The 19,971-nt window shown below is 59.1% G+C and carries 20 protein-coding genes; 15 read left to right on the forward strand and 5 right to left on the reverse strand.

The genetic code is table 11. The features are described 5' to 3' along the window. The first annotated feature begins 10 nt into the window (after positions 1 to 10). The 4 genes from AAEZ09_RS03935 to AAEZ09_RS03950 all read left to right on the forward strand — a co-directional run bounded on the left by AAEZ09_RS03935 (position 11) and on the right by AAEZ09_RS03950 (position 4,351). Complete coding sequence (locus AAEZ09_RS03935) at positions 11 to 982, forward strand: VOC family protein (RefSeq protein WP_020300811.1); 972 nt, start codon at positions 11 to 13, stop codon at positions 980 to 982. Next, the gene (locus tag AAEZ09_RS03940) at positions 979 to 1,797 is read left to right on the forward strand and encodes an enoyl-CoA hydratase/isomerase family protein (protein WP_057005042.1); all 819 of its coding nucleotides are present in this window, start codon (positions 979 to 981) and stop codon (positions 1,795 to 1,797) included. Before AAEZ09_RS03935 ends, AAEZ09_RS03940 begins: the two co-directional genes overlap by 4 nt. 30 nt (positions 1,798 to 1,827) lie before the next feature. Next, positions 1,828 to 2,649 carry an SDR family NAD(P)-dependent oxidoreductase gene (locus AAEZ09_RS03945; protein WP_032904481.1) on the forward strand — a complete coding sequence of 274 codons (822 nt, stop codon included), beginning with the start codon at positions 1,828 to 1,830 and terminating at the stop codon, positions 2,647 to 2,649. A gap of 97 nt (positions 2,650 to 2,746) precedes the next feature. Next, positions 2,747 to 4,351, forward strand: a complete 1,605-nt coding sequence (locus AAEZ09_RS03950) for a phytoene desaturase family protein (RefSeq protein WP_020300808.1) — start codon at positions 2,747 to 2,749, stop codon at positions 4,349 to 4,351. A 99-nt stretch (positions 4,352 to 4,450) separates the two neighbouring features. On the opposite strand, the gene AAEZ09_RS03955 is transcribed toward AAEZ09_RS03950, so the two are convergent. Continuing rightward, positions 4,451 to 5,116 (reverse strand): TetR/AcrR family transcriptional regulator, encoded by a 666-nt coding sequence (locus tag AAEZ09_RS03955; RefSeq protein WP_020300807.1) that lies wholly within the window; start codon positions 5,114 to 5,116, stop codon positions 4,451 to 4,453. A gap of 182 nt (positions 5,117 to 5,298) precedes the next feature. Between AAEZ09_RS03955 and AAEZ09_RS03960 the strand changes: the two genes are divergently transcribed. The 5 genes from AAEZ09_RS03960 to AAEZ09_RS03980 all read left to right on the forward strand — a co-directional run bounded on the left by AAEZ09_RS03960 (position 5,299) and on the right by AAEZ09_RS03980 (position 10,322). Beyond that, positions 5,299 to 6,576, forward strand: coding sequence for a cytochrome P450 (locus AAEZ09_RS03960; RefSeq protein ID WP_020300806.1), 1,278 nt, complete (start codon positions 5,299 to 5,301; stop codon positions 6,574 to 6,576). Positions 6,577 to 6,627: 51 nt separating this feature from the next. Next, entirely contained in the window at positions 6,628 to 7,659 is a 1,032-nt protein-coding gene (locus AAEZ09_RS03965; RefSeq protein WP_020300805.1) for a hypothetical protein, read from the forward strand. 166 nt (positions 7,660 to 7,825) lie between these two features. After that, positions 7,826 to 8,614, forward strand: a complete 789-nt coding sequence (locus AAEZ09_RS03970; RefSeq protein ID WP_020300804.1) for an SDR family NAD(P)-dependent oxidoreductase — start codon at positions 7,826 to 7,828, stop codon at positions 8,612 to 8,614. Between the two features lie 32 nt (positions 8,615 to 8,646). Next, positions 8,647 to 9,948, forward strand: coding sequence for an MFS transporter (locus AAEZ09_RS03975; RefSeq protein ID WP_057005043.1), 1,302 nt, complete (start codon positions 8,647 to 8,649; stop codon positions 9,946 to 9,948). Between the two features lie 23 nt (positions 9,949 to 9,971). Then, the gene (locus tag AAEZ09_RS03980; protein WP_020300802.1) at positions 9,972 to 10,322 is read left to right on the forward strand and encodes a nuclear transport factor 2 family protein; all 351 of its coding nucleotides are present in this window, start codon (positions 9,972 to 9,974) and stop codon (positions 10,320 to 10,322) included. Positions 10,323 to 10,365: 43 nt separating this feature from the next. On the opposite strand, the gene AAEZ09_RS03985 is transcribed toward AAEZ09_RS03980, so the two are convergent. From AAEZ09_RS03985 to AAEZ09_RS04000, 4 genes are all read right to left on the reverse strand, one after another. Further along, on the reverse strand, positions 10,366 to 11,199 hold the full coding sequence (locus tag AAEZ09_RS03985; protein ID WP_020300801.1) for an oxidoreductase: 834 nt from the start codon (positions 11,197 to 11,199) through the stop codon (positions 10,366 to 10,368). 85 nt (positions 11,200 to 11,284) lie between these two features. Further along, positions 11,285 to 12,520 carry an NAD(P)/FAD-dependent oxidoreductase gene (locus AAEZ09_RS03990; protein ID WP_020300800.1) on the reverse strand — a complete coding sequence of 412 codons (1,236 nt, stop codon included), beginning with the start codon at positions 12,518 to 12,520 and terminating at the stop codon, positions 11,285 to 11,287. Between the two features lie 20 nt (positions 12,521 to 12,540). Continuing rightward, positions 12,541 to 12,861, reverse strand: a complete 321-nt coding sequence (locus tag AAEZ09_RS03995; protein WP_020300799.1) for a 2Fe-2S iron-sulfur cluster-binding protein — start codon at positions 12,859 to 12,861, stop codon at positions 12,541 to 12,543. A 27-nt stretch (positions 12,862 to 12,888) separates the two neighbouring features. After that, positions 12,889 to 14,151, reverse strand: coding sequence for an MFS transporter (locus AAEZ09_RS04000; protein WP_020300798.1), 1,263 nt, complete (start codon positions 14,149 to 14,151; stop codon positions 12,889 to 12,891). 361 nt (positions 14,152 to 14,512) lie between these two features. Here AAEZ09_RS04000 and AAEZ09_RS04005 point away from each other — a divergent pair, with 361 nt between their 5' ends. From AAEZ09_RS04005 to AAEZ09_RS04030, 6 genes are all read left to right on the forward strand, one after another. Then, positions 14,513 to 14,749, forward strand: coding sequence for a ferredoxin (locus AAEZ09_RS04005; RefSeq protein ID WP_020300797.1), 237 nt, complete (start codon positions 14,513 to 14,515; stop codon positions 14,747 to 14,749). Between the two features lie 52 nt (positions 14,750 to 14,801). Continuing rightward, positions 14,802 to 15,560 (forward strand): SDR family NAD(P)-dependent oxidoreductase, encoded by a 759-nt coding sequence (locus AAEZ09_RS04010; RefSeq protein ID WP_020300796.1) that lies wholly within the window; start codon positions 14,802 to 14,804, stop codon positions 15,558 to 15,560. A gap of 66 nt (positions 15,561 to 15,626) precedes the next feature. Beyond that, positions 15,627 to 16,577, forward strand: coding sequence for a VOC family protein (locus AAEZ09_RS04015; protein WP_032904513.1), 951 nt, complete (start codon positions 15,627 to 15,629; stop codon positions 16,575 to 16,577). Position 16,578: 1 nt separating this feature from the next. Continuing rightward, entirely contained in the window at positions 16,579 to 17,463 is an 885-nt protein-coding gene (locus tag AAEZ09_RS04020; RefSeq protein ID WP_020300794.1) for a fumarylacetoacetate hydrolase family protein, read from the forward strand. A gap of 38 nt (positions 17,464 to 17,501) precedes the next feature. After that, on the forward strand, positions 17,502 to 19,088 hold the full coding sequence (locus AAEZ09_RS04025) for an MFS transporter (RefSeq protein ID WP_020300793.1): 1,587 nt from the start codon (positions 17,502 to 17,504) through the stop codon (positions 19,086 to 19,088). A gap of 88 nt (positions 19,089 to 19,176) precedes the next feature. Beyond that, entirely contained in the window at positions 19,177 to 19,962 is a 786-nt protein-coding gene (locus tag AAEZ09_RS04030) for an IclR family transcriptional regulator (protein WP_020300792.1), read from the forward strand. Positions 19,963 to 19,971 lie beyond the last annotated feature (9 nt).

Genomic DNA, 19,971 nt, shown 5'->3' on the forward strand with positions numbered 1-19,971 from the left:
GGAGAGAACAATGTTCGAGTTATTGATGAGTGCCGACATGATGGTTCCGGACCCGGACGGCATGACGGAAATGTTGGTCGACAAGCTCGGCATCTACAAACACGAACGCTGGCGCCAGGCGTTCGATAATCACCCGTATATTGCGCATTTCCTGCGGGTACACAAATCCCTCGCGGTGTCGCCTACGCGCATCGAACCGCAGTGGCACCTGGATCGGCCGAACCCCGGTGATCCGTTGTTCCATGACTTTCTGGAAAGCCTGAAGGATTTCCAGGGGCATCATCGGCCGATGATCACGCACTCCATCGTGCTGGCCCTGCACGGGGACAAGTTCGACGCGCTGGTAGACAAACTGATGCGTCGTCGCTTGCCTTTCCGCATGGCGCAGCGCACCCCGGAAATGCCCTTCGACCGCTTATGGCTGGGTGCCACTCCCGAGCAACCGTATTACCAGCCCACGGTGGATGGCGGTTTGTGCATTGAGATCATGCCGACCGAGCCTTTGCAGATGCCGCCGGAAACGTATCAGTTGCCACCGATGCAGCCGCGTGATCTCAAGCCCGGCGACATGGTCCGCGTCACCGCCCGTGGCTTCCTGGTACGCGACCTCGATGAAACCCTGCGTAAGGTCTCGACCAACCTCGATTGGGAACCGAGCGGGCCGGTCGAGAGCATCGGCAGCGAAGGTTACCGCCGTGCGCGTATGGGTTTCACCGTGCCGAACAGTGCCACCCTCGATGTCCTCGAGGCGACCTACTGGAACACCGACGCCGGCCACTACGTCAATAACTGGGGGCCGGGTCCGTACTACATCCGCATCGGTGTCAACGATCTGGCTGCCAAGGCCGAGGATCTGCGGTCACGCGGCACGCGGTTCCAGTGGATCGAATCCTCCGAGGCCGTCGGCGGCCGTGCGTTGATCAAGATCGACCCACAAGAACTCAATGGCCAGGTCTTCGAGTTCGAGGAGTGCCCTGTATGAGCACAGCGCAAGAACCGCAGTCTCCCGTTTTGATCAACGATGCGGTGCGCCTTGAGCGTGATGCCATGGTGGGTTGGGTGGTACTGACCCGGCCCCGGCAGATCAACGCCATCAACGACGATATTCGTCAGGGCGTGCCGCAAGCACTGGCGCTGTTGCAGCAAGACCCGGACATTCGCGTGATCGTGATTCGCGGGGAAGGTGAGCGAGGCTTTTGTGCGGGTGCTGATATCAAGGAGCGTCGTGGCCCGGAATCGAGCCTGCAAGTGCGGCAGCGCATGGAACAGGTGCGCTGGATCGAAGCGCTGGATGGCATCAGCAAACCGGTGATCGCTGCCATTCATGGTTATTGCATGGGCGGTGGGTTGGAACTGGTGCTGGCGTGTGACATCCGCTTCGCCGCGCCCGATGCCGTGTTCGCCCTGCCGGAAACCGGCCTGGGGCTGATTCCCGGCGGCGGCGGTACGCAACGACTGTCCCGAGTGGTGGCGCCGGGTCAGGCATTGGACATGTTGCTCACCGGTGACCGGGTGGGCGCCGAACAAGCGCAGCGCATTGGTCTGGTCAGCCGCCTGGCCAGCGACAACGCCAGCCTGCTGGACGAAGTACGGGCCTTTGCTCAGCGCATCGCCGTCAAACCACCCACCGCGTCGGCGTTTGTCAAACAGGCAGCACGGGCGGCGCTGGACATGGACCTCAAACGTGGCCTGGACCTGGAGCTTGATCTGTTCGCCTTGCTGGCCCCGACCAAGGATGCCCGCGAGGCGGCCCAGGCGTTCAGTGAACGGCGCGAACCGCGATTTACCGGCGAGTAAAGCGCCACTCAAAACAATAAGGAACAGAGCATGAGCACAGGAAAACTGGCAGGACGAGTGGCCATTATTACCGGCTCCGGTGGCGGCCTGGGCGCTGAGTGCGCACGGGTGCTGGCGTCGCATGGTGCAAGTATTGCGGTGGTCGATATCAATTTCGAGGGGGCCACAGCTGTGGCCCAGTCACTCCTCGCCGAGGGGCATCAAGCCTTGGCGATCGCCACCGACGTCTCCTCGGAAGACGCCGTGCGCGCGATGGTTGCTCAGGTTAAACAGCATTTCGGCCGTATCGACATTCTGCACAACAACGCGGCGATCCTGAACGCCGAGCAACGTCAGCTAGACCGCGATTTCGTCAACCTCGACATGCAGGCCTGGGACCGCGCCATCGCCGTCAACCTGCGTGGCGCGGTGCTGTGCACCAAGCATGTGATTCCGGTCATGCTGGAGAACGGCAAGGGCTCGATTATCTTCGCCACCTCGGGTCTGGGCATGCAGGGCGATATGTCCCTGACCGGCTACGCCACCTCCAAGGCGGGGCTGATGATGCTGCCGCGCATGGTCGCCTCGCAATACGGCAAACAAGGCATTCGCGGCAACGCCGTGCAGATCGGCCTGGCGCCTTCGGAACACGCCATGCCTGAACCCTTGCTCGACATCCTGCGCGACAACCACTGCACTGCCGAGCTGGGCACGCCTCGGCAGATTGCCGATGTGGTGGCGTTCCTGGCCAGTGACGAATCCTCATTTGTCACGGGCACCACGCTGGTCGCTGATGGTGGTTTCAGCAGCCACACCCCCTCCCTGGTGGCGATGCGCGCGCTGTTTGCGCAGATGGGCCGCACCGGCATGTAACCCTTGCCCGGCGCATCCCGTGCGGTGCGCCGCGGCTGATCTTTGCCGCCATAGCCGCCGCGCGCCGCTGTGGTTGAACTCGACTTGGAATTAATTGATGAACCAGAACCAAAATGCGAGCACTACGGATTTTGATGTGATCATCGTCGGCGGTGGCACCAATGGCCTTTCGGCTGGCTGCTACCTGGGCCTGGAAGGCAAGAAGGTGCTGGTTCTGGAGGCATTGGACAAGGTCGGCGGGATGGCCTCCTCGGGTTACCTGATACCCGAAGCGCCGCAGCATCTGGTTCATCCCTGTGCCCTGGACATGATGTCGATGCGCGTGCATTCCCATGTGCCAGCGGAGCTGGGACTTGATCGACACGGTTTCAAATCGATAGAGCTTGCGCCGGGGTATGTGTACTTGCATCCGGATGGCCAATCTCTGATCTTCTGGCGCGATCGCGAGAAAACCGCCGCCGAGATCCGCCGGTTCAGCAGCAAGGATGCCGAGGCGTTTCTGCAGTTCATGAAAGTCATCGACATGTTCCTCGATATCGCGCTGCCGATGATGCGTGTCGACCCGGCCAAAACAAACCTCGGCGTGAAGCTGAAAATGCTTGGCACCGCCATCAAACACAAAGCGCTGAAACCCGAGCTGATGGCGCTGATGACAGGCTCCGCGTTGCAGGCGGCACGTGAGCGCTTCGAGCATCCGGTGACCATTTCCGCGATGTGTGCACTCACTGGGCTGGCAGGGGATATCAGCGCCGATGGCGGTGGCATCTATTACGCCTTGCTCGGTTTCCTTCATCGTTTTGGCGTGGGCCGGGTATTGGGTGGCATGCAGCAGTTGAGCAATGCCATGCAGACTCGACTGGAAGAGCTGGGCGGGCAAGTGCTGGTGTCGGCCAGCGTCAGTGAAATCGTTGCCAGGGACGGTCTGATCAAAGGCGTGAAACTGGCTGATGGTCGTCAGTTCACCGCACGTGCGGTCATTGCCGGCTGCCACCCCAAGCCGGCGTTGGACATGGTTACCCGTGGTGAAATCCCTCAACACCTGCTGACCCGTATCGCCATGGCACCTGCTAACGGCAGAGGGTCGGGACCATTGAAGGTGGATGTTGCCCTGCGTGGGCAGATTTCTTTGCCGCGTTTTGCTGCCATTCGCGGCGATGGCGTGGATTTGCGTAAAACCGTCATGCTGATCGGCACCGAAGAAGCCGTGCTGGAAAACTTCGCCGCCTGCGCCCGTGGTGAAGTACCGAAGTTGCCCTATATCACCGTGGCCGCACCCAGTGCGGCCGACCCTTCACAAGCGCCAACCGGGCAGGATGTGTTGTACATCTATCCGCCGGTGATGCCGGTGAATCCCAATGAAGGTTGGGACGCGCTGCGTGAGCGGGTGGCCGACCAGGTGCAGGAACAGCTGTATGACTACATCGATGGGATCGAGGGGCAGGTGATTGGCCGACATATCGAGGCTGCTCCGGATTTTACTGCGCGCTTGAACACGGTGAATGGCTGCGTGGTGCATATCGACACCACCTCGATGCGCTCGAGCACCATGCGCCCGGCGTACGGTTTGGGAGGCGATACCTTGCCGGTGGCGGGACTGTATTTAGGGAGTGCCGGCATTCATCCGGGCGGTGGGGTAAACGGCATGGCCGGGCGGTTGGCGGCCAAGCGGGTGAGCAAGTATTTGCGTAAAAAGGCTGACTGAAGCGGGTCGCTGATTCCAAGCCCCTAAGCAACCCCCCCCTGTGGGAACAAGCCTGCTTCCACAGGGAAAGCTCATTGGGCGAGAGTGTGTGAACGGTGCTTAAACGCCGTCGACGTTTTTTTCTGCGCCCAGCGAAATACTCGCCAGCACAAAATCCGCCGAGTACTGACGCCAGGTGGCCATGCCTTGCTCCGAGTCCGTATCCAGCCCGGCAAGTGCCGACATCGAATAGCGGTTGGTGAACCAGCCAGTAGTCACCAGCGAAGCGCTGGCCAACAACAGGCGCGGGTTGATGTCTGCGCGAAAATCACCACTGGCCGCACCCCGCAACAAAATCGCGTCGAGCTTGGCGATCAGCTTCGGTGCCATTTCCAGAAAATGGTTGCGAGGTGTTTCGTGGGTGTCATGGTAGCGAATGCCTTCCAGCGCCAGGCTGCCGAGGAAGGGGTCCAGACGGTACTGGTCAAAAAAATGATTGAGCACGGCGCGCATCGCCACTGGCGGTGAAAGCTCTTCGACATTGAGGTTGACCAGCTCGGACATGATGTTGTCCGAAGACTCATCCAGTACCGCTACAAACAGGCCTTCCTTGGAGTTGTAGTAGTGGTAGACCAGCTGTTTGGTAACGCCGGCTTCCCGGGCAATTTCTTCCACGCGCGCACCGGCCAGGCCTTTTCTGGCGAACTCCACGCGCGCTGCCGCGAGCAGGCGATTCATCGTATTGCGTTTGCCCTGTTCGCCACCTTCTCCTGCCTTTACCGCCACCTCGTCCTCCTCATGCCAGTTTTGGCCAGGTTATTCACACCTTGAAGCATTTCCCCGGGGGCCTTCGTTTGACCCCAAGTCAAACGAAGCGGACTACCGGCGCAGACACAACCACATACCATGGGTCGGCAGCCGGACAATCTTGGTGTGCAAGAAGAATAAAAACAAGACAGGAGCTCCTGATGAGCAACGAAAGCGCAGCACTGGACCTGGCAACCGCATACTCCGCTGTGTCGGAAATGTATCGGGGCACCGACCTGGATATTCACGCGGTGTGCCGCGAGCAACGGCTGAAATCGCCCATCTATGAAGGCGACTTCATCACCCAGTTTGGCGTGCCGACGAATGCCGGCACCCAGCAGGGCACTCGCCCGACCTTCGCCTTGTTCAAATACCAGGATGTAATGACTGTCCTGCGCGATGGTGCGACCTATACCAGCGGTTTTATTGCCGAAGGTCTTGGCGCGTTTTTCGATGGTTTGATCATTCTTGCCATGGACGGTGACGAGCACCGTAAGGTGCGCGCCTTGCTGCAACCGGCCTTTATGCCGGAGACCGTGAACAAGTGGCGCCCGCAGATCGATCAAGTGATTCGCGAGGAGTACATCCAGCCGATGTTGCCGGCAAAGAAGGCCGACTTGATGAAGTTCGGCCTCGAGCTGCCGATTCGCGTCATGTACGCTTTGATGGGCTTCCCCTCGGATGAGCCCTCCAAGTACAAGCAATACGCCGCGTGGGCCTTGGCCATTGTCGGCGGCAACCAGATTGACCCGAGCAAAATGGTTGAAGCGCGACGTCAGGCCGGCATCGCTGTCAAAGGTCTGTACGACGCGCTTGCCGAGGTGGTGGTGCAACGTCGTGCCGAGGGCAGCCAGGGCGATGATGTGGTCGGGCGTTTGCTGCGCGCGGAGTACGAAGGGCGCACGCTGGATGACCACGAGGTGATCACCTTCACTCGCTCGCTTTTGCCAGCCGCGGGCGAAACCACCACGCGCATGTTTGGCTCGGTAATGACTTTGCTCTTGACCACGCCCGGCTTGCTGGAACGCGTCAAGGCCGACCGCTCATTGATCGGCAAGCTGATGGACGAAACCACGCGCTTTGAACCCGTGGCCACTTTCAAGGTGCGCGAAACCGCCCGGGAAGTGGAATTTCACGGCGTGAAAATCCCCAAGGGTTCGTTCGTCCAGTGCATGGTGGTGTCCGCCAACCGCGACGAAGATGCGTTTGAAAACCCTGAGGTATTCGACATTGATCGCAAGCCAAAACCCTCCTTTGGTTTTGGCTTCGGCCCGCACATGTGTATCGGTCAGTTCGTCGCCAAAGTGGAAATCAGCTGCGCTGTCAACGCCATCCTCGACCTCTTTCCCAACTTGCGACTCGACCCGAGCCAACCCGTCCCGCAGATCGGCGGAGCGCAATTGCGAGGCGTGTCCACGCTCCCGGTGATCTGGGACTGAATCACGCTGTAATCCCGTTTCCCTGCCTCAACAAAAACAACAGAGGGCATCATGAGAACGTTTAAAACCATTCCAGAACGCGGTGATTTCGGCTTTCAACAACTGGTTGGGCCGCACAAGGTCACCGGCGCTTCGATGTCAGCCGAACGCGGCTTCTTCGGCCTGCACCTGAGCAAAAGTTCGCCGTTCGGTTCTGTGCGCGATGAGCAAGGCAACATTTACTCATTCGTACGGTCGCTGATGGCGCCCAATGGCACCCCCAACCCAACCAAGTTCTTCTACCTGAACAATCACGTCGATAACGTCAACCTGCGCATGGACCACGAAAAAATGGCCCGCCAGGCGCTGACACCACTGCCGGTACACAGCCTGGAAGGCGATGTCGCACGTTGGGCCAGCCACCCGGGCGAACCCGGCAACTCTTGGGAGATCACCGCCAGCAGCGAACGCCTGACCTGGAAGGAAGAAGGCCTGTTTCACCTCGAAGGCCGACTGCTTGGCCCAGGTTTGCAGTGGTACCTGCCAGGCGTGGAATGGGGCACCTTTTATGTTTCGCAGTTGTGGGATATCGCCGGTGTCTGCGAGGGGCGTCCGGTGAAAGGCGCCATGGCGCTGGACCAGTTCTACATGGCCGAAGGCGGCGCCATTCACTTCAAGAAAGACTTGGTGGTGAACAACAACAAGCATGTGATCTGGTGGTCCTTCGTCACCGTTTATAAAGATGGCACCTGGGATACCGGCTCTTTCATGGTCGGTCACGACCACTTGGGCTACGCCATTTTCAACAATGAAAAAGGCGAGGTTCGGGTCACCACCGATATCGAAGGAAACACCGAACACAAGGACGGAAGCTACTTCCTCAAATCCGCGAAAATCGTGCTGGAAGGCAAGGAAGAGTGGGAGTTTTTGCCTGATGAGAAGGGCGAGATGATCGACTTCGTCGGTGGCTTCCCGATCACTGCGCAGCAGGAAGGCCGTTGGCGTCGGGTTGGCGATACCCGTGAGCCTTCACACTGGCTGGGCTGGGGTGAATCGGACCGGCGTAATGGCTCGGCCCGCAATGTGCCAGGCAAAGACCTGTAAACAGTTGACCGAAACCTTTACCCCTGTAGGAGCTGCCGAAGGCTGCGATCTTTTGACTTTGACTTTTGAAGGCAAGATCAAAAGATCGCAGCCTTCGGCAGCTCCTACAGGGGAGCGTACGCGTTGTATCAGTAGCCTCCACCAATAACAACAATGAGGAATCACGATGAAATTCCGCGACAAAGTCGTGCTGGTCACCGGTGCAGGTCGAGGCATGGGTCGCGCCATTGCCCTGGCCTATGCCCGAGAAGGCGCCAAGGTGGTGGTGTCGGCACGCACCGCTCGATACGGTGAAGAAACGATCGCACAGATCAAGGCCCTGGGCGCGCAAGCCTGCCTGGTCGGTGGCGACATCGCCGACCGCGAGGCGATCAAGTCAATGGTGCAAGATGGTGTAGAGCACTTTGGTGGCCTGGACATCGTGGTGCATTGCGCTGCCGATACCAGTCACGGGCTGATCGCCGAAATGGCCGATGATACGTTTGATCACATCGTTCGCAGCAATATTCAATCGTTGTTCTGGTTGGCCAAGGACTGCGCACCTTATCTGTCGAAAGCAGCCGACAAAGGCCGGCTGATTTTCATCTCGTCCGGCGAAGCCAACCGCAAATACACCCCTCGCCTGATTGCCTATGGTTCCAGCAAAGCCTTCATGAATGCCTTCGCCCGCGGCCTGGCGGTGGAATTCGGTGCCATGAATATTCTGGTCAACGTCGTCGAGCCCGGACTGATCGGCACTGATCACATGCTCGAAACCCTGGGCAATGAACTGCCGCATAAACTCGCTGCACATTTCCCGGTAGGGCGTCTGGGCGAGTCCGCCGACATTGCCAACGCCGTGCTGTTTCTGACCTCCAACGAGGCTTCCTATATCACTGGCACTTCGCTGCTGGTGGATGGCGGCGCCACCATGATCGCGCTGCCCAAGGTCGAAGAAATCCTCAAGGGCCATTAATCAACCCGCACGTCCGCGATGGGAGTCAGGTCATGACATCGGATACACGCAGTAGCAACACCACGGCCCACGCCGGCAATGATTTTTCCGAGTTCAAGCGCGGCTGGCGCGTGGTTGTCCTGGGCCTGTTTGGCATCTGCACCAGTATTACCGCTGCGTTGCTGTACGCCTTCGGCACCCTGGTGATTCCGCTGGAACAGGCGTTCGGCTGGAGCCGGGGCGACTTGCAGGCCTCCATCACCTTTCTGTTCGCCGGTGTGGCGATTTCCACGCAACTGGTCGGCTGGCTGTACCGTCGGTTCGGGCTGCGCCGGGTAGCGATTGTTTCGATCGTGCTGCAGATCGTCGGTTACTTTGCGATCACGCGGATTGAGGGTTCGATCGGCTGGTTGTACCTGGCGTTTTTCAGCATGCCGATCATTTGTGCCGGAACCATTGCGATCACCTGGACGCAACTGGTCAACCTCTGGTTCGAGCGTAACCGTGGTTTGGCGCTGGCCGTGATTCTGTGTGGCACCGGGCTGATGGCGATGATTCTGCCACCGCTGTTGTCGCGGCTGATTGCCGCCTACGGTTGGCAAGCCGGGTTTATTGCGCTGGGGGCGATGCCTTTGTTGTTTACGTTGCCCTTGTCATTGATGTGGCTGCGCATGCCGGCGCTGCTCGCCAGTCCTGACGCGACAACGCAGAAGGAACTTCCGGAGCTGTCCGGCATGTCCTTCAAACAAGCAGTGCGCTCAGGGATGTACTGGGGCTTTAACGTTGCATTGATATTGTCGGTGTCGTTGACCGTCGGCATGGTCACCAACATGGTGCCGATGCTGCAAAGCAAGGGCCTGAGTGCGCAGCAAGCCAGTCAGATCTTCAGTACCTTTGGTATTTCCATCATCGGCGGGCGCTTGTTGGTGGGTTATCTGCTGGACCGCTATTCACCTTCAGTAGTGGCCGCCGTGAGCCTGGCGCTACCCGCATTGGGCTGCGCGATCTTTCTCTTTGGCGGGGCGCAAAACACACCGTTGCTGGTGCTGGCGACCCTGTGCATCGGCGCCAGTGCCGGAGCTGAGTTCGATCTGGCGGCATTCCTGATGGCGCGCTATTTCGGCTTGAAAGACTACGCGCGGATATTTGGTCTGCACCTGTGCCTGATCACCATTGTCTCCGGTCTGGTACCCATGCTGTTCGGCCATCTCTATGACCTGTACGGCAGCTATTCCGCTGTGCTGGTGTGCTGTTTCTGCTGCGCCATTGTCGGCCCGACCATTCTGCTGTGGTTGAGAATGGAGCCAAAATTCCTCGCCCGTCAGCAAAACCTCCAGCTACGACCACATGCCTGAACCCACTTGAGGATGAACGTGAAATGAGCATGGACAAACACACCATCGAGCACTTTCTGCACGGGCAGATCGACTGCTGGAACCGGGGCGACAAAGACGGCTTTTTCGCTCACTACCGCAGCGTCTCGGCCAACGGCTTGAGTATCGAATACGTCGGCAAGCCCCAGGCCGATGCCTGGCAGGTACTGGAAGGCATGTGGGCGCAGCAGCAACCGAAGATTCGCGTTGAAGTGCGCCAGTGCATCGTCAATGGCAATGAAGCGGCGTGCCATCACCTGAACGCCTTTCGCGAGCAGGAAGGCGGTATCGAGACGATCGAGTTGTATCGGTTTGAAGAAGGAAAGTTGTCCGTACGTTACTTCATCAACCAGTAATCGTTGCGCACAGCCTTGTCAGAAAGGCTGTGCGCGTCGTCGCCTAGACGCCATCGGTGGAATGGGACAGCTGCTGCCATTGCTCGATTTCCGCGAGCATCCTGTTGAGCTTGTCGCTGACCTGCTGATAAGCGTCTGAACCCGCCAGGTAACGCAACGGTGGATGTTCGCTGTTGGCCAGGAGCACCAGCGCATCGCCCAGTTTAGCCGGGTTGCCGGTTTGCTGATGGTTGTAGGCGGCCGAAGCGCCTTTGACCTTGGCGGTGAATGCAGCGTAATCCTCCAACCCGCGTGTACCGAAGACCGCGGAGCTGGGGTCGAGAAAGTCGGTACGGAAAACCCCGGGCTCCACCAGCGTGACCTTGATCCCGAACTGCGCCACTTCCTGGGCCAGGGATTCGGAAAAACCTTCCACAGCAAATTTAGACGCGCAGTACAGCGCCGCACCACCCATCCCGACCATGCCACCCATTGAAGACACGTTGAACACCCGGCCACTGCGTTGCTGACGCATGACAGGCAGCACGGCGCGGCAGACGTTGAACACACCGAACACATTGGTCGCGAACTGCTGGTCGGCGTCGCTGGCGAAATTGTCTTCAAACGGCGCCAGTTGTCCATAACCGGCGTTGTTGACCAGCACATCGATTCGGCCAAAACGCGCCACGGCAGTTTCTACGGCAGCCAGTGCCTGGGCTTCGTCGGTCACATCCAGGGCCACTGCCAGCACGCGTTCGCCGTACTCGGCAAAGACAATTTCCAGCGGTTCGATACGCCGGGCGCTGACCACCACGCTGTCACCATCAGCCAATGCGGCTTTGGCAATGGCAGCACCCAAGCCTCGGGCCGCACCGGTAATAAACCAGACTTTGTTCATTGCATCGCTCCAGTCGTTGTGCAAAAAAATGCCGCGTCAGCTTTAAGGCGGGCGCGGCAGCGGGTGTGAAAGATCAGTACGACGTTCAGTCGCGGTTGGCCGCTTCCCAAGCTTTCAGATCGAACCCGTCAGTGGCGGCCTCAACTGCCGTCAGCTTGGGCGCGCGAGCAAGAATCTTGCGCGCCGCCATGTGATCGCCCATGCGATTGCAGGACTCCACGGCCACCAGACGGTCATTGCGGAAACACAGCACAGACGCTTGATGTTCTTCGACTGAACCGAGCACGACGGTACTGTCATAGCCATGCGAGAGTCCGGCGATCTGCAGTTTCAAGTTGCCTTGATCGGTCCAGAACCAGGGCAGGGCGCTATAAGGTGCCGGTTTACCCATCAAGCGTGCAGCCACTGTGCGGGCCTGGTCGATGGCGTTCTGCACCGACTCGAGGCGGGTGTGTAACTCATTGTTTTGCAGGCACGGGAAGCTGGCGACATCGCCTACCGCGGAAATTTGCGGGTCAGAGGTCAGCAGGCTGGCGTCCACCTTGATGCCGTTCTCGATGTCCAGACCGGCTTCAGTCGCCAGCTGCGCATTGGGAATCACACCGATACCAAACACCACCAGGTCAGCAGGGAGTGCACGTCCGTCACCGGTTTGTACCGCGCACACCTTGCCGTTATCGCCGTCGATGCGGCTTAAACCCTGGCGGAAGTCAAAATGGACGCCCCACGCTTCATGGGCCTGGCGAAACAATTCCGACATTTCCCGCGACACGGCACGAGCCATGGGACGCTCGCCCAGCTCCAGTACGTGCACATTAGCCCCTAGGGCAGCGGCCACCGCCGCAAACTCGAGGCCGATAAACCCGGCTCCAATCACCACCACGTTGCGCGCTTCTTTCGCCAGCGGCGCCAGGGCGTCGGCATCGGCTTTGGTTTTGATACCGAACACTTGCGGCAACTCTGCGCCGGGAACCGGCAGGGGGCGGTTGTGGGCTCCGGTCGCCAGTACCAGATGGTCGTAACTGACAGCAGCACCCGAGGCTAACACCACGCGTCGGTTCAGGCGGTCGATCGCGGTCGCCTGGTCATGCAGCAGTTCAATGCGCTGGGTGGTGTAGAAATCAGCAGGACGAAACAGCAGATTGGTCGCCTGGATCTTGCCGAGCAGATAGGCTTTGGACAATGGCGGGCGCTGGTAGGGCAGGCCTGGCTCATCGCCGATCAGGGTGATGCGCCCGTCAAAGCCTTCCTGGCGCAGGGAGGCAGCGACCTGAAATCCGGCCTGGCCAGCACCGACGATAACGACTGAGGCGAGGGTCATGGGAACTCCTTCACGCGCATTCAGAATTGCGACGACGGCAGGTGCAAAACCATGCCGTCCATGTCTTCGCTGATGATCATTTGACAGCTCAAGCGGCTGCTGTCGCGACGTTCGAAAGCGTACTCGAGCATGTCGTTCTCCATGCCTTCCGCCGCTTGCACCTTGCCCAGCCAGGCCTCGTCGACATAGGTGTGACAGGTGGCGCAACTGCAGGCACCACCGCAGTCGGCAGAAATACCCGGCACCGAGGCGAAGGTCGCGGCTTGCATCACCGACTGGCCGATGTCGCCTTTGACTTGATGGGCGGTGCCGTTGTGTTCAATAAATGTCAATGTGGGCATGTTCTGCTCCGATTCTTGTTAGGGGGCTCAGGATTGGCTGGGAATGGTTTGCACGTTGAAGTGCGGCACTCGCCCAAGGGTCAGTAGCAACAGCGGACCGATCAGGCAGCAGGCGGCGCTATAAACCAGCATGGCGTTATACGATCCGGTGCGCGCCAGCATGTACGCAAAGAGCAACGGCGCCAGCGCCGAAGCCACGGTATTGAGGCCCTGATGCACGCCGAACAGGCGGCCGTATTCGCGCAAGCCGAAGTAGCGGGCAATCAGGAACGCGGCAATATCGAACTCCGCCCCGGCGCCAAAACCAACCAGCACCGCCGCCAGCATGAGCGGGGCAAATTCGGTGGTCGGGCTCAGGTAGATGAAACAACCGATAGCGGGCAGCACCAGGCTGATCGCAGACACAATCGGCGGCCACAGACGATCGAGCAGATAGCCGATAAGCATGCGGCCGAAGATCAGCGAAATACCAAAGCAGCTGAAAATGGTGGCCGCGTCCCCCGCGGATAGGCCTCGGGCTTGCAGCATGGGTACGGTGCTGGTGACCATGCCGACAATCGAAGAAATCACCAGGCTGAGCGCCAGGTTACAGGTCCAGAATTTCAGCGAGCCCATGCCTTCACGAAAAGACATGCCGGGCAATTGCTCCAGCGCACGCCCGCCGTCACGGTGACCGGCAACAGAGGGTAGTTTGAACCACAGCAGAATCAGCGGCAGCAGCACCAACAGATTGAGCAGCGCGAGAATCACGAAGGCCGCGCGCCAGTCCCATTGCTCGATGCCCCAGGCCATCAGCCGGGGAATGATGGCGGCAGTGACACCAGTCCCGGACAGACCAATGGCGAGCGCCAGGCCGCGATTGCTGTCGAACCAAAGACTGATCAGCTGGGTCCAGGTTACGGCCAGCGCGCCCATGCCGACGATGGGCAGCAGTGCAAAGGCGATGTACATCGACCAGATCGATTGGGTCAGCTGCGTGGTTGCCAGGTAACCGAGTGACAACAACAGCAGGGAAATAACGGTAACGCGCTTCATGCCGTAGCGCAGGTTGAACCAACCCACCAACTGCAATGACACCACCGCGCCGCCAAACAGAAAGGTGATGCAGGCTTGCAGCTCACTTTTGCTCCAGCCAAAGGCATCGCCGAGCGGCACGACCAGTGTGCCGAAACCATAGAGCAGGGCGGCGTTGATGCTGATGGCCACTCCGGCGACCGACAAAATCAGGATTTTCCAGCTTTGGCGGAATTCGCGCAGATCGATTGCCGCTTCGTTTCTAGACGGGTGCATGGAGTTGGCTTCCTTATAGGTTTTGTTGAGCCAAGCACTGCTACAAGTGGTGATGTGAATCACCGCCAGCAGATTCTTTGAACAGAATCTGGTTTTTTAATCAGAATAAAATCAGAAATTCGGCTTTGTCCAGCGCAGCTATCTGACTAACGGACAAACGAATTTCATGCGTTGCACCCACGGTTGAATCACTCTGAAGCCAGCCGTGTTCAACATCCTGCTGCGATTCCCTTTTTTTAAGCCAAGGCAATGATCAGGGACAGCGGATGAGCCTCAGCATATCCGCGTTAAAAATTAATTGCACATAAAATAAATAAGTGTTCATAATTTGCAAAAGCTGAACCTGATAAAGGAGAAAAAAATGAGTTCAGAAAAAGCGCAGTTCAAAGCGGTGGCCGACCGAAGCCGCTGCTGTGGTTATGGTTTGTGTGCTGCGATTTGCCCCAGCCTGTACAAGCTTGATGCCGATGGCATGGTGTACCTCGACGATGCCCGCGTGCCGCCGGAGTTGGAGGAGGAGGCTCGTGAGGGTGCAGCCGCTTGCCCCGCGGAGGCCATCTGGCTTGAGCCCATCACCCCGGATGACGAAGCCGTTTGATGGCGTGAGCGCCTGCCGCAAACGTGATAACCACTGAGGTGAGGATGTGCTAATGGGTCGATTACCAAACAAGGTCGCGCTGATAACCGGTACAGGCGGCGGCCAGGGCAGGGCTGCGGCGCTACGTTTTGCCCGTGAAGGGGCGATTGTGGTCGGTTGCGATTTCAATGCCGAAGGTCACGAGGAGACTGCAGCGTTGATGCAGGCCGAGGGTTTTACCCTGTACGGCTCGGCACCCGTGGACCTGGGTGATCATGAACAGGCCAAGGCCTGGATCGATGCCGCCGTGGCTGAACACGGGCGCATCGACATCCTGTACAACAACGCTTCCGCCGCACGCTTCGGGCTGGTCAGCGAGCTGTCGATCGAAGATTGGCAGTACACCATGCGCAACGAAATCGACCTGCTGTTCTATACCACCAAATATGCATGGCACCACTTGGCCGAACAGCGCGGAGTGATCATCAATGTATCGTCCACCGCTGCATGGGGTGGCTCGAAAGTGGCCGGCATTTCCGCGCATTCGGCTGCAAAGGGCGCTGTGGTGTCCTTCACTCGCCAGTTGGCGGTAGAAGGGGCGCCGTTCGGTATACGTGCGGTCAGTTTGAGCCCGGGATTTGTCGCGACGCCTGGCACCCGGCCTTTTCTGGAAGACCCCAAAATGCGCGCCATGCTGCTGGATGGCGTATTGATGGATCGCCCCGGCGAACCCGAGGAAGTGGTGGCAATGGCGGTCTTTGTCGCCTCGGATGAGGCTTCATTCATTACCGGTTCGGACTTCGTCATCGATGGCGGGTTACTCGCGATCTAGCACGCGCGGCGCCCTGGCATGGGCTACCGGCACCCTTTCATCTCGAACAATAACAAGGTGAATAACGTGGACATCATCGGTATCGGTTACATGGGCTTTGAGACCCCCAATCTCCAAGCGTGGCGTGAGTACGGCCCTCAGGTGATGGGTTTTGGCATAGGCAAGAACCCCGAGAGTGATCCCGATTCGCTGTACTTCAAGATCGATGATCGTCGGCATCGCTTCGCTTTTCATCCTGGCAAGGTAGACCGCATTGTCTACATCGGTTGGGAAGCGGTGGGGCGCATGGCGTTCGAGGACGGCATCAAGAAGCTGGCAGCCGCCAATGTCGACTTCACTCGCGGTGATGCTGAGCTGTGCGAAAAGCGTGGCGTGCGTGAATTAGTGCGTTTTCGTGACCCGGTGGGGTATCAGCACGAATTGTTTTACGGGCAAAAATGGCTGCCGCGCTCGTTCCAGCCGGGCCGCCCGCACAGTGGTTTCCTTGCCGACGAACGGGGTGCGGGTCATGTGGTGCTGATCACCCCGGACTACACTCCGGAACTGGAAGACTTCCTGCTTAATGTCATGGGTTTCAGCTGGTATGGCGCTGGTGCGGGCAAGGGACGAACCGGTTTCTTCCGCTCCAAACTCAACCATCACACCAGCCATGACATCGCTTATGGTCACGGACCGGGTCGCATGGGCGTGCAGCATGTCGGGCTGTTTGTACGCAACGTGCGTGATGTCGGTGAGACCTACGACATCGTGCGTCAGCGTGAACTGCCGATGATGATGACCCTCGGCCAACATGCCCAGGACCCCCATCTGTCGTTCTACCATTTCAATCCGTCCGGGTTCGCCTTCGAGACCATTGCTGAAATCGAGCCATGGCAAGGCGATCCCTATGAGCTGAATCCAGAAAAACTCAGCCTGTGGGGCCACGAAATGGTCGGGCCAATTCTCGGCGCCAGCGTCAAGACGCCGGAAGAAGTGCTCGACGCCGAGTACCTGCCGACCTACTTGGCCAAGCGCTGACATGCGTCTGGCGCGGGTCGAAGTTGCCGGGCAAGCGTTCTGGGCGTTGCTGAATGCGCAAGCTGATTGCTTTCGGCGAATTAATGCTCCTTTCGCCCACTGGGCCGGGCTAGGGGCGGATCTTGCGCCAGACGCCCTCGACCCGAGTGGCGAATGGTTGCCGTTGTCGGCTGCGCGCCTGCTTGCGCCATTGGAACCCGGTAGCCGGGTTTTTGGTGTGGGCCTCAATTACCTCAGCCACCTCAAGCGCCTTGGCAGTGATTCTCCGGCGCACCCGTTGGCGTACATGAAACCGGAGTCAGCGCTGGTTGGTGCCTATGACGAGATCGATTATTCGCCGCTGACCACCCAGCTTGATTACGAGGTGGAACTGGTCGCCGTAGTGGGCCGCCCGTTGCTGGATGAACCGCATGCCAGCGACTGCCTGCTGGGGTATACGGTGGGCAATGACATAAGTGCGCGCGATGCCGGCAAGCAGATTGGTCGTCTGGACCTGTTGACCCAGAAAGCCATGGACCGCACCACACCGGTAGGTCCATGGATCGTGACCGCGGACGAACTGGGTGTAACGGGGCAACCGGCTTTAGATATGCGCCTGAGCGTTAACTATGAACTGCGCCAGCAGGACAATACCCGGCAGATGATTTTTCCCCTGGATGAGTTGCTCAATTATCTGGATGCACGCATCAGTCTGCGTCCTGGCGACCTGGTGTTTACCGGATCCACCCACGGCGTAGGACTGGAAAGCGGGCGTTTTTTACGGCCGGGTGATCGGGTCGAGGCTGAGATTGCAGGTATCGGTCGACAGAGCAATACCATCGCTGCGCCACGCCAACTCATCCCCGCCCGTGCGGCGGGGCGACTGGGTCAGCCGCTGGACAAGTAATCCCTGAAACTGACTGGCGTAGCCGCTGAGGAGTGATGATGAGCGAGGGTTCGGCGTGGGCGCCGTTTCGCAACAAAGCGTTCCGCGGTTTATGGCTGGCAGCCGCAGTGGTCAACATGGCTATCTGGATGCAGACGGTCGCCGCGGCGTGGATCATGACCACATTGACGACGTCGGCAGCCATGGTCTCTCTGGTGCAAACCGCCGTGACCCTACCGGTATTTCTGTTTGCCTTTCCCGGTGGGGTGATTGCCGATCGGGTAGACCGTCGCAGTTGGCTGATCATTACCCAGTGCATGATGCTGTTCGCCGCACTGGTGTTGTGTGTGCTGGCGTACAGCGCGCACATGGAAACCTGGGGCTTGTTGGCGTTTACCTTTGTGCTCGGTACTGGCAGTGCGCTGGGCATGTCGGCGTGGATGGTGACCATGGTCGGCGTACTGCCTCGCGACCAGGTGCCGGCTGCAGTGTCCTTGAACGGAATTTCCATCAATGCCACCCGGGCTTTGGGCCCCGCGTTGGCGGGTGCACTGATTGCATACTGGAACACGACCTCGGTATTTCTGGTGATCGCGCTGTGTATGTTCGCGGTGCTCCTCTTCCTCTTTCGTATCGCGCCCAACCCGCCTGCCGTGGGCTTGCCACCGGAAACCCTGACCGGTGGCATGCGCAGTGGCCTGCGCTATATCCGGCATTCAGCGGTCCTGTTCAGCGCCATGAAGCAGGTTCTTGTGTTCACCATGAGTGCCAGTGCTTTATGGGCCTTGCTGCCACTGGTGGCCAAGCAGGAATTGGGTATGGACGCTGGTGGTTATGGCTTGCTCATGGCGTTTCTTGGTGCCGGTGCAGTATTGGCTGCGCTGAGCTTGCCGCGGTTGTATCGCGTATTGGGCATGCGTCATCTGCTGGTTTGCGGCGCCATTTCCTTTGCCCTCGCCACCCTCACTGCCGCGCTATCCAACAACCGCTACGCGGTCTGCGCAATGCTGCTGCTGGCAGGGTTCGGCTGGATGGCGGTCAACGCGACCATTTCAACGGTGGTGCAAACCTATGCCGCCAATTGGGTGCGCGCACGGGTCGCATCGGTCTATGTGTTGATCCTGATGGGCGCGATGGCGGCCGGCGGTGCGATATGGGGGGCATTGGCCGAGTATCTGGGATTGAGCCAGAGCTTGCTGCTCTCGACACTGTTGTTGCTGGTCGGCATCGCGCTGACCCGAAATGGCCATGTGGAACTGGGCCAGGAAGCAGACTTTGCCGAGGTGCAGTTGACCGACACACTCCAGCTGGCCAGTCCGGTGTCCCATTCCGAAGGACCGGTATCGGTGGAGATTGTGTACCAGGTGGCGGCGCCGGACCGCGATGAATTTCTGGCTGCCGTATACGCGGTAGGCAAGGCGCGACGGCGCAACGGTGCGCAAAACTGGCGTTTGTACCGCGACATGGCGGACCCGCAACTCTACAGCGAGCGCTTTATTGTCGAGTCATGGCTGGAATACTTGCGCCAACAGGTTCGGGTGACCCAGGCCGACCAGGCCCAAGAGCGTCTCATCGAGCGTTTTCGTCGCGAAGATCTGCAAACCCGTCGTTTGATCTATCAGCCGCCAGTGAAATTAACCGATTGAAGTGTTCGAGTAATTCCCAGATAAAACTTTTACGGCGCCAATCATTCTCAGGTTAGAATGGCGCCACTCTAAAGTTACTGGATTGGGCATGGAACTCACTGACGTCAACGACAGCAGCAAATCGGCCGGCGCAACCCTCGTCAAGCCTGTATCCAACGCCATACGCATCTTGCGCTATCTCAGTCAGGTGGGCACGCCGGAACGTTCAGTGGACATCGCCCGGCAACTGAAAATCAATCCAAGTACCTGCTTCAACATCCTGCGCACCCTGGTGCAAGAGGAGGTGGTCGATTTCAGTGCCCTTTCCAAGCGTTACACCGTGGGCCTGGGCCTGGCGCGCCTGGTTGAACAATTGGTGACTCAGGGTCACCGCGTGCAAATGGCCAAACCCCTGTTGCAGAACCTGGCTGCACGCCAGCGGGTGACCATCACCCTGTGGCGCAAAATGAGCCCTGACCGCATCGTCATTGTCAGTTCCGCCGCGAGCCCGACCGATGTGCGTATCGACATGGCTGAAGGTCAGCGTCTGCCAATTCTGATGGGCGCCAGCGGCCGGTTGTTCGCTACGCAGATCGACCTCGACGATCCGGAAGTACAGAGCAGTTTCGAGACGATTCGCTGGGCCCAGCCGCTGTCGCTCGAGGTCTATCGCGAAGAAGTGAGAGAGGCCGCCGAGCGCGGTTGGGCAATGGACGATGGGCATTTTTCGGGGGGGATTCTTGCCATTGCGGCGCCGGTCTTCTCACCAACCAACAGCATCGATTTCACCGTGTCAGCGGTGATGTTCCGTGGCCAACGGGATGAAGAGGGCCTTGCCGAACTGGGCAAGGCGCTGATCGAGTTCTGCAGCGAAGTGGCCGGCGTACTCTACTGAGGCGCGCCG

This window comes from Pseudomonas sp. 65/3-MNA-CIBAN-0223 (genome assembly GCF_040310425.1).
GTDB classification, from domain to species: domain Bacteria; phylum Pseudomonadota; class Gammaproteobacteria; order Pseudomonadales; family Pseudomonadaceae; genus Aquipseudomonas; species Aquipseudomonas gregormendelii.

Excerpts from the sequence above, each read along its gene's own strand:
- AAEZ09_RS03935 (WP_020300811.1), top strand. The coding sequence starts at position 11 with ATGTTCGAGTTATTGATGAGTGCCGACATGATGGTTCCGGACCCGGAC.
- AAEZ09_RS03940 (WP_057005042.1), top strand. The coding sequence starts at position 979 with ATGAGCACAGCGCAAGAACCGCAGTCTCCCGTTTTGATCAACGATGCG.
- AAEZ09_RS03945 (WP_032904481.1), top strand. The coding sequence starts at position 1,828 with ATGAGCACAGGAAAACTGGCAGGACGAGTGGCCATTATTACCGGCTCC.
- AAEZ09_RS03950 (WP_020300808.1), top strand. The coding sequence starts at position 2,747 with ATGAACCAGAACCAAAATGCGAGCACTACGGATTTTGATGTGATCATC.
- AAEZ09_RS03960 (WP_020300806.1), top strand. The coding sequence starts at position 5,299 with ATGAGCAACGAAAGCGCAGCACTGGACCTGGCAACCGCATACTCCGCT.
- AAEZ09_RS03965 (WP_020300805.1), top strand. The coding sequence starts at position 6,628 with ATGAGAACGTTTAAAACCATTCCAGAACGCGGTGATTTCGGCTTTCAA.
- AAEZ09_RS03970 (WP_020300804.1), top strand. The coding sequence starts at position 7,826 with ATGAAATTCCGCGACAAAGTCGTGCTGGTCACCGGTGCAGGTCGAGGC.
- AAEZ09_RS03975 (WP_057005043.1), top strand. The coding sequence starts at position 8,647 with ATGACATCGGATACACGCAGTAGCAACACCACGGCCCACGCCGGCAAT.
- AAEZ09_RS03980 (WP_020300802.1), top strand. The coding sequence starts at position 9,972 with ATGAGCATGGACAAACACACCATCGAGCACTTTCTGCACGGGCAGATC.
- AAEZ09_RS03985 (WP_020300801.1), bottom strand. The coding sequence starts at position 11,199 with ATGAACAAAGTCTGGTTTATTACCGGTGCGGCCCGAGGCTTGGGTGCT.
- AAEZ09_RS03990 (WP_020300800.1), bottom strand. The coding sequence starts at position 12,520 with ATGACCCTCGCCTCAGTCGTTATCGTCGGTGCTGGCCAGGCCGGATTT.
- AAEZ09_RS03995 (WP_020300799.1), bottom strand. The coding sequence starts at position 12,861 with ATGCCCACATTGACATTTATTGAACACAACGGCACCGCCCATCAAGTC.
- AAEZ09_RS04000 (WP_020300798.1), bottom strand. The coding sequence starts at position 14,151 with ATGCACCCGTCTAGAAACGAAGCGGCAATCGATCTGCGCGAATTCCGC.
- AAEZ09_RS04005 (WP_020300797.1), top strand. The coding sequence starts at position 14,513 with ATGAGTTCAGAAAAAGCGCAGTTCAAAGCGGTGGCCGACCGAAGCCGC.
- AAEZ09_RS04010 (WP_020300796.1), top strand. The coding sequence starts at position 14,802 with ATGGGTCGATTACCAAACAAGGTCGCGCTGATAACCGGTACAGGCGGC.
- AAEZ09_RS04020 (WP_020300794.1), top strand. The coding sequence starts at position 16,579 with ATGCGTCTGGCGCGGGTCGAAGTTGCCGGGCAAGCGTTCTGGGCGTTG.
- AAEZ09_RS04025 (WP_020300793.1), top strand. The coding sequence starts at position 17,502 with ATGAGCGAGGGTTCGGCGTGGGCGCCGTTTCGCAACAAAGCGTTCCGC.
- AAEZ09_RS04030 (WP_020300792.1), top strand. The coding sequence starts at position 19,177 with ATGGAACTCACTGACGTCAACGACAGCAGCAAATCGGCCGGCGCAACC.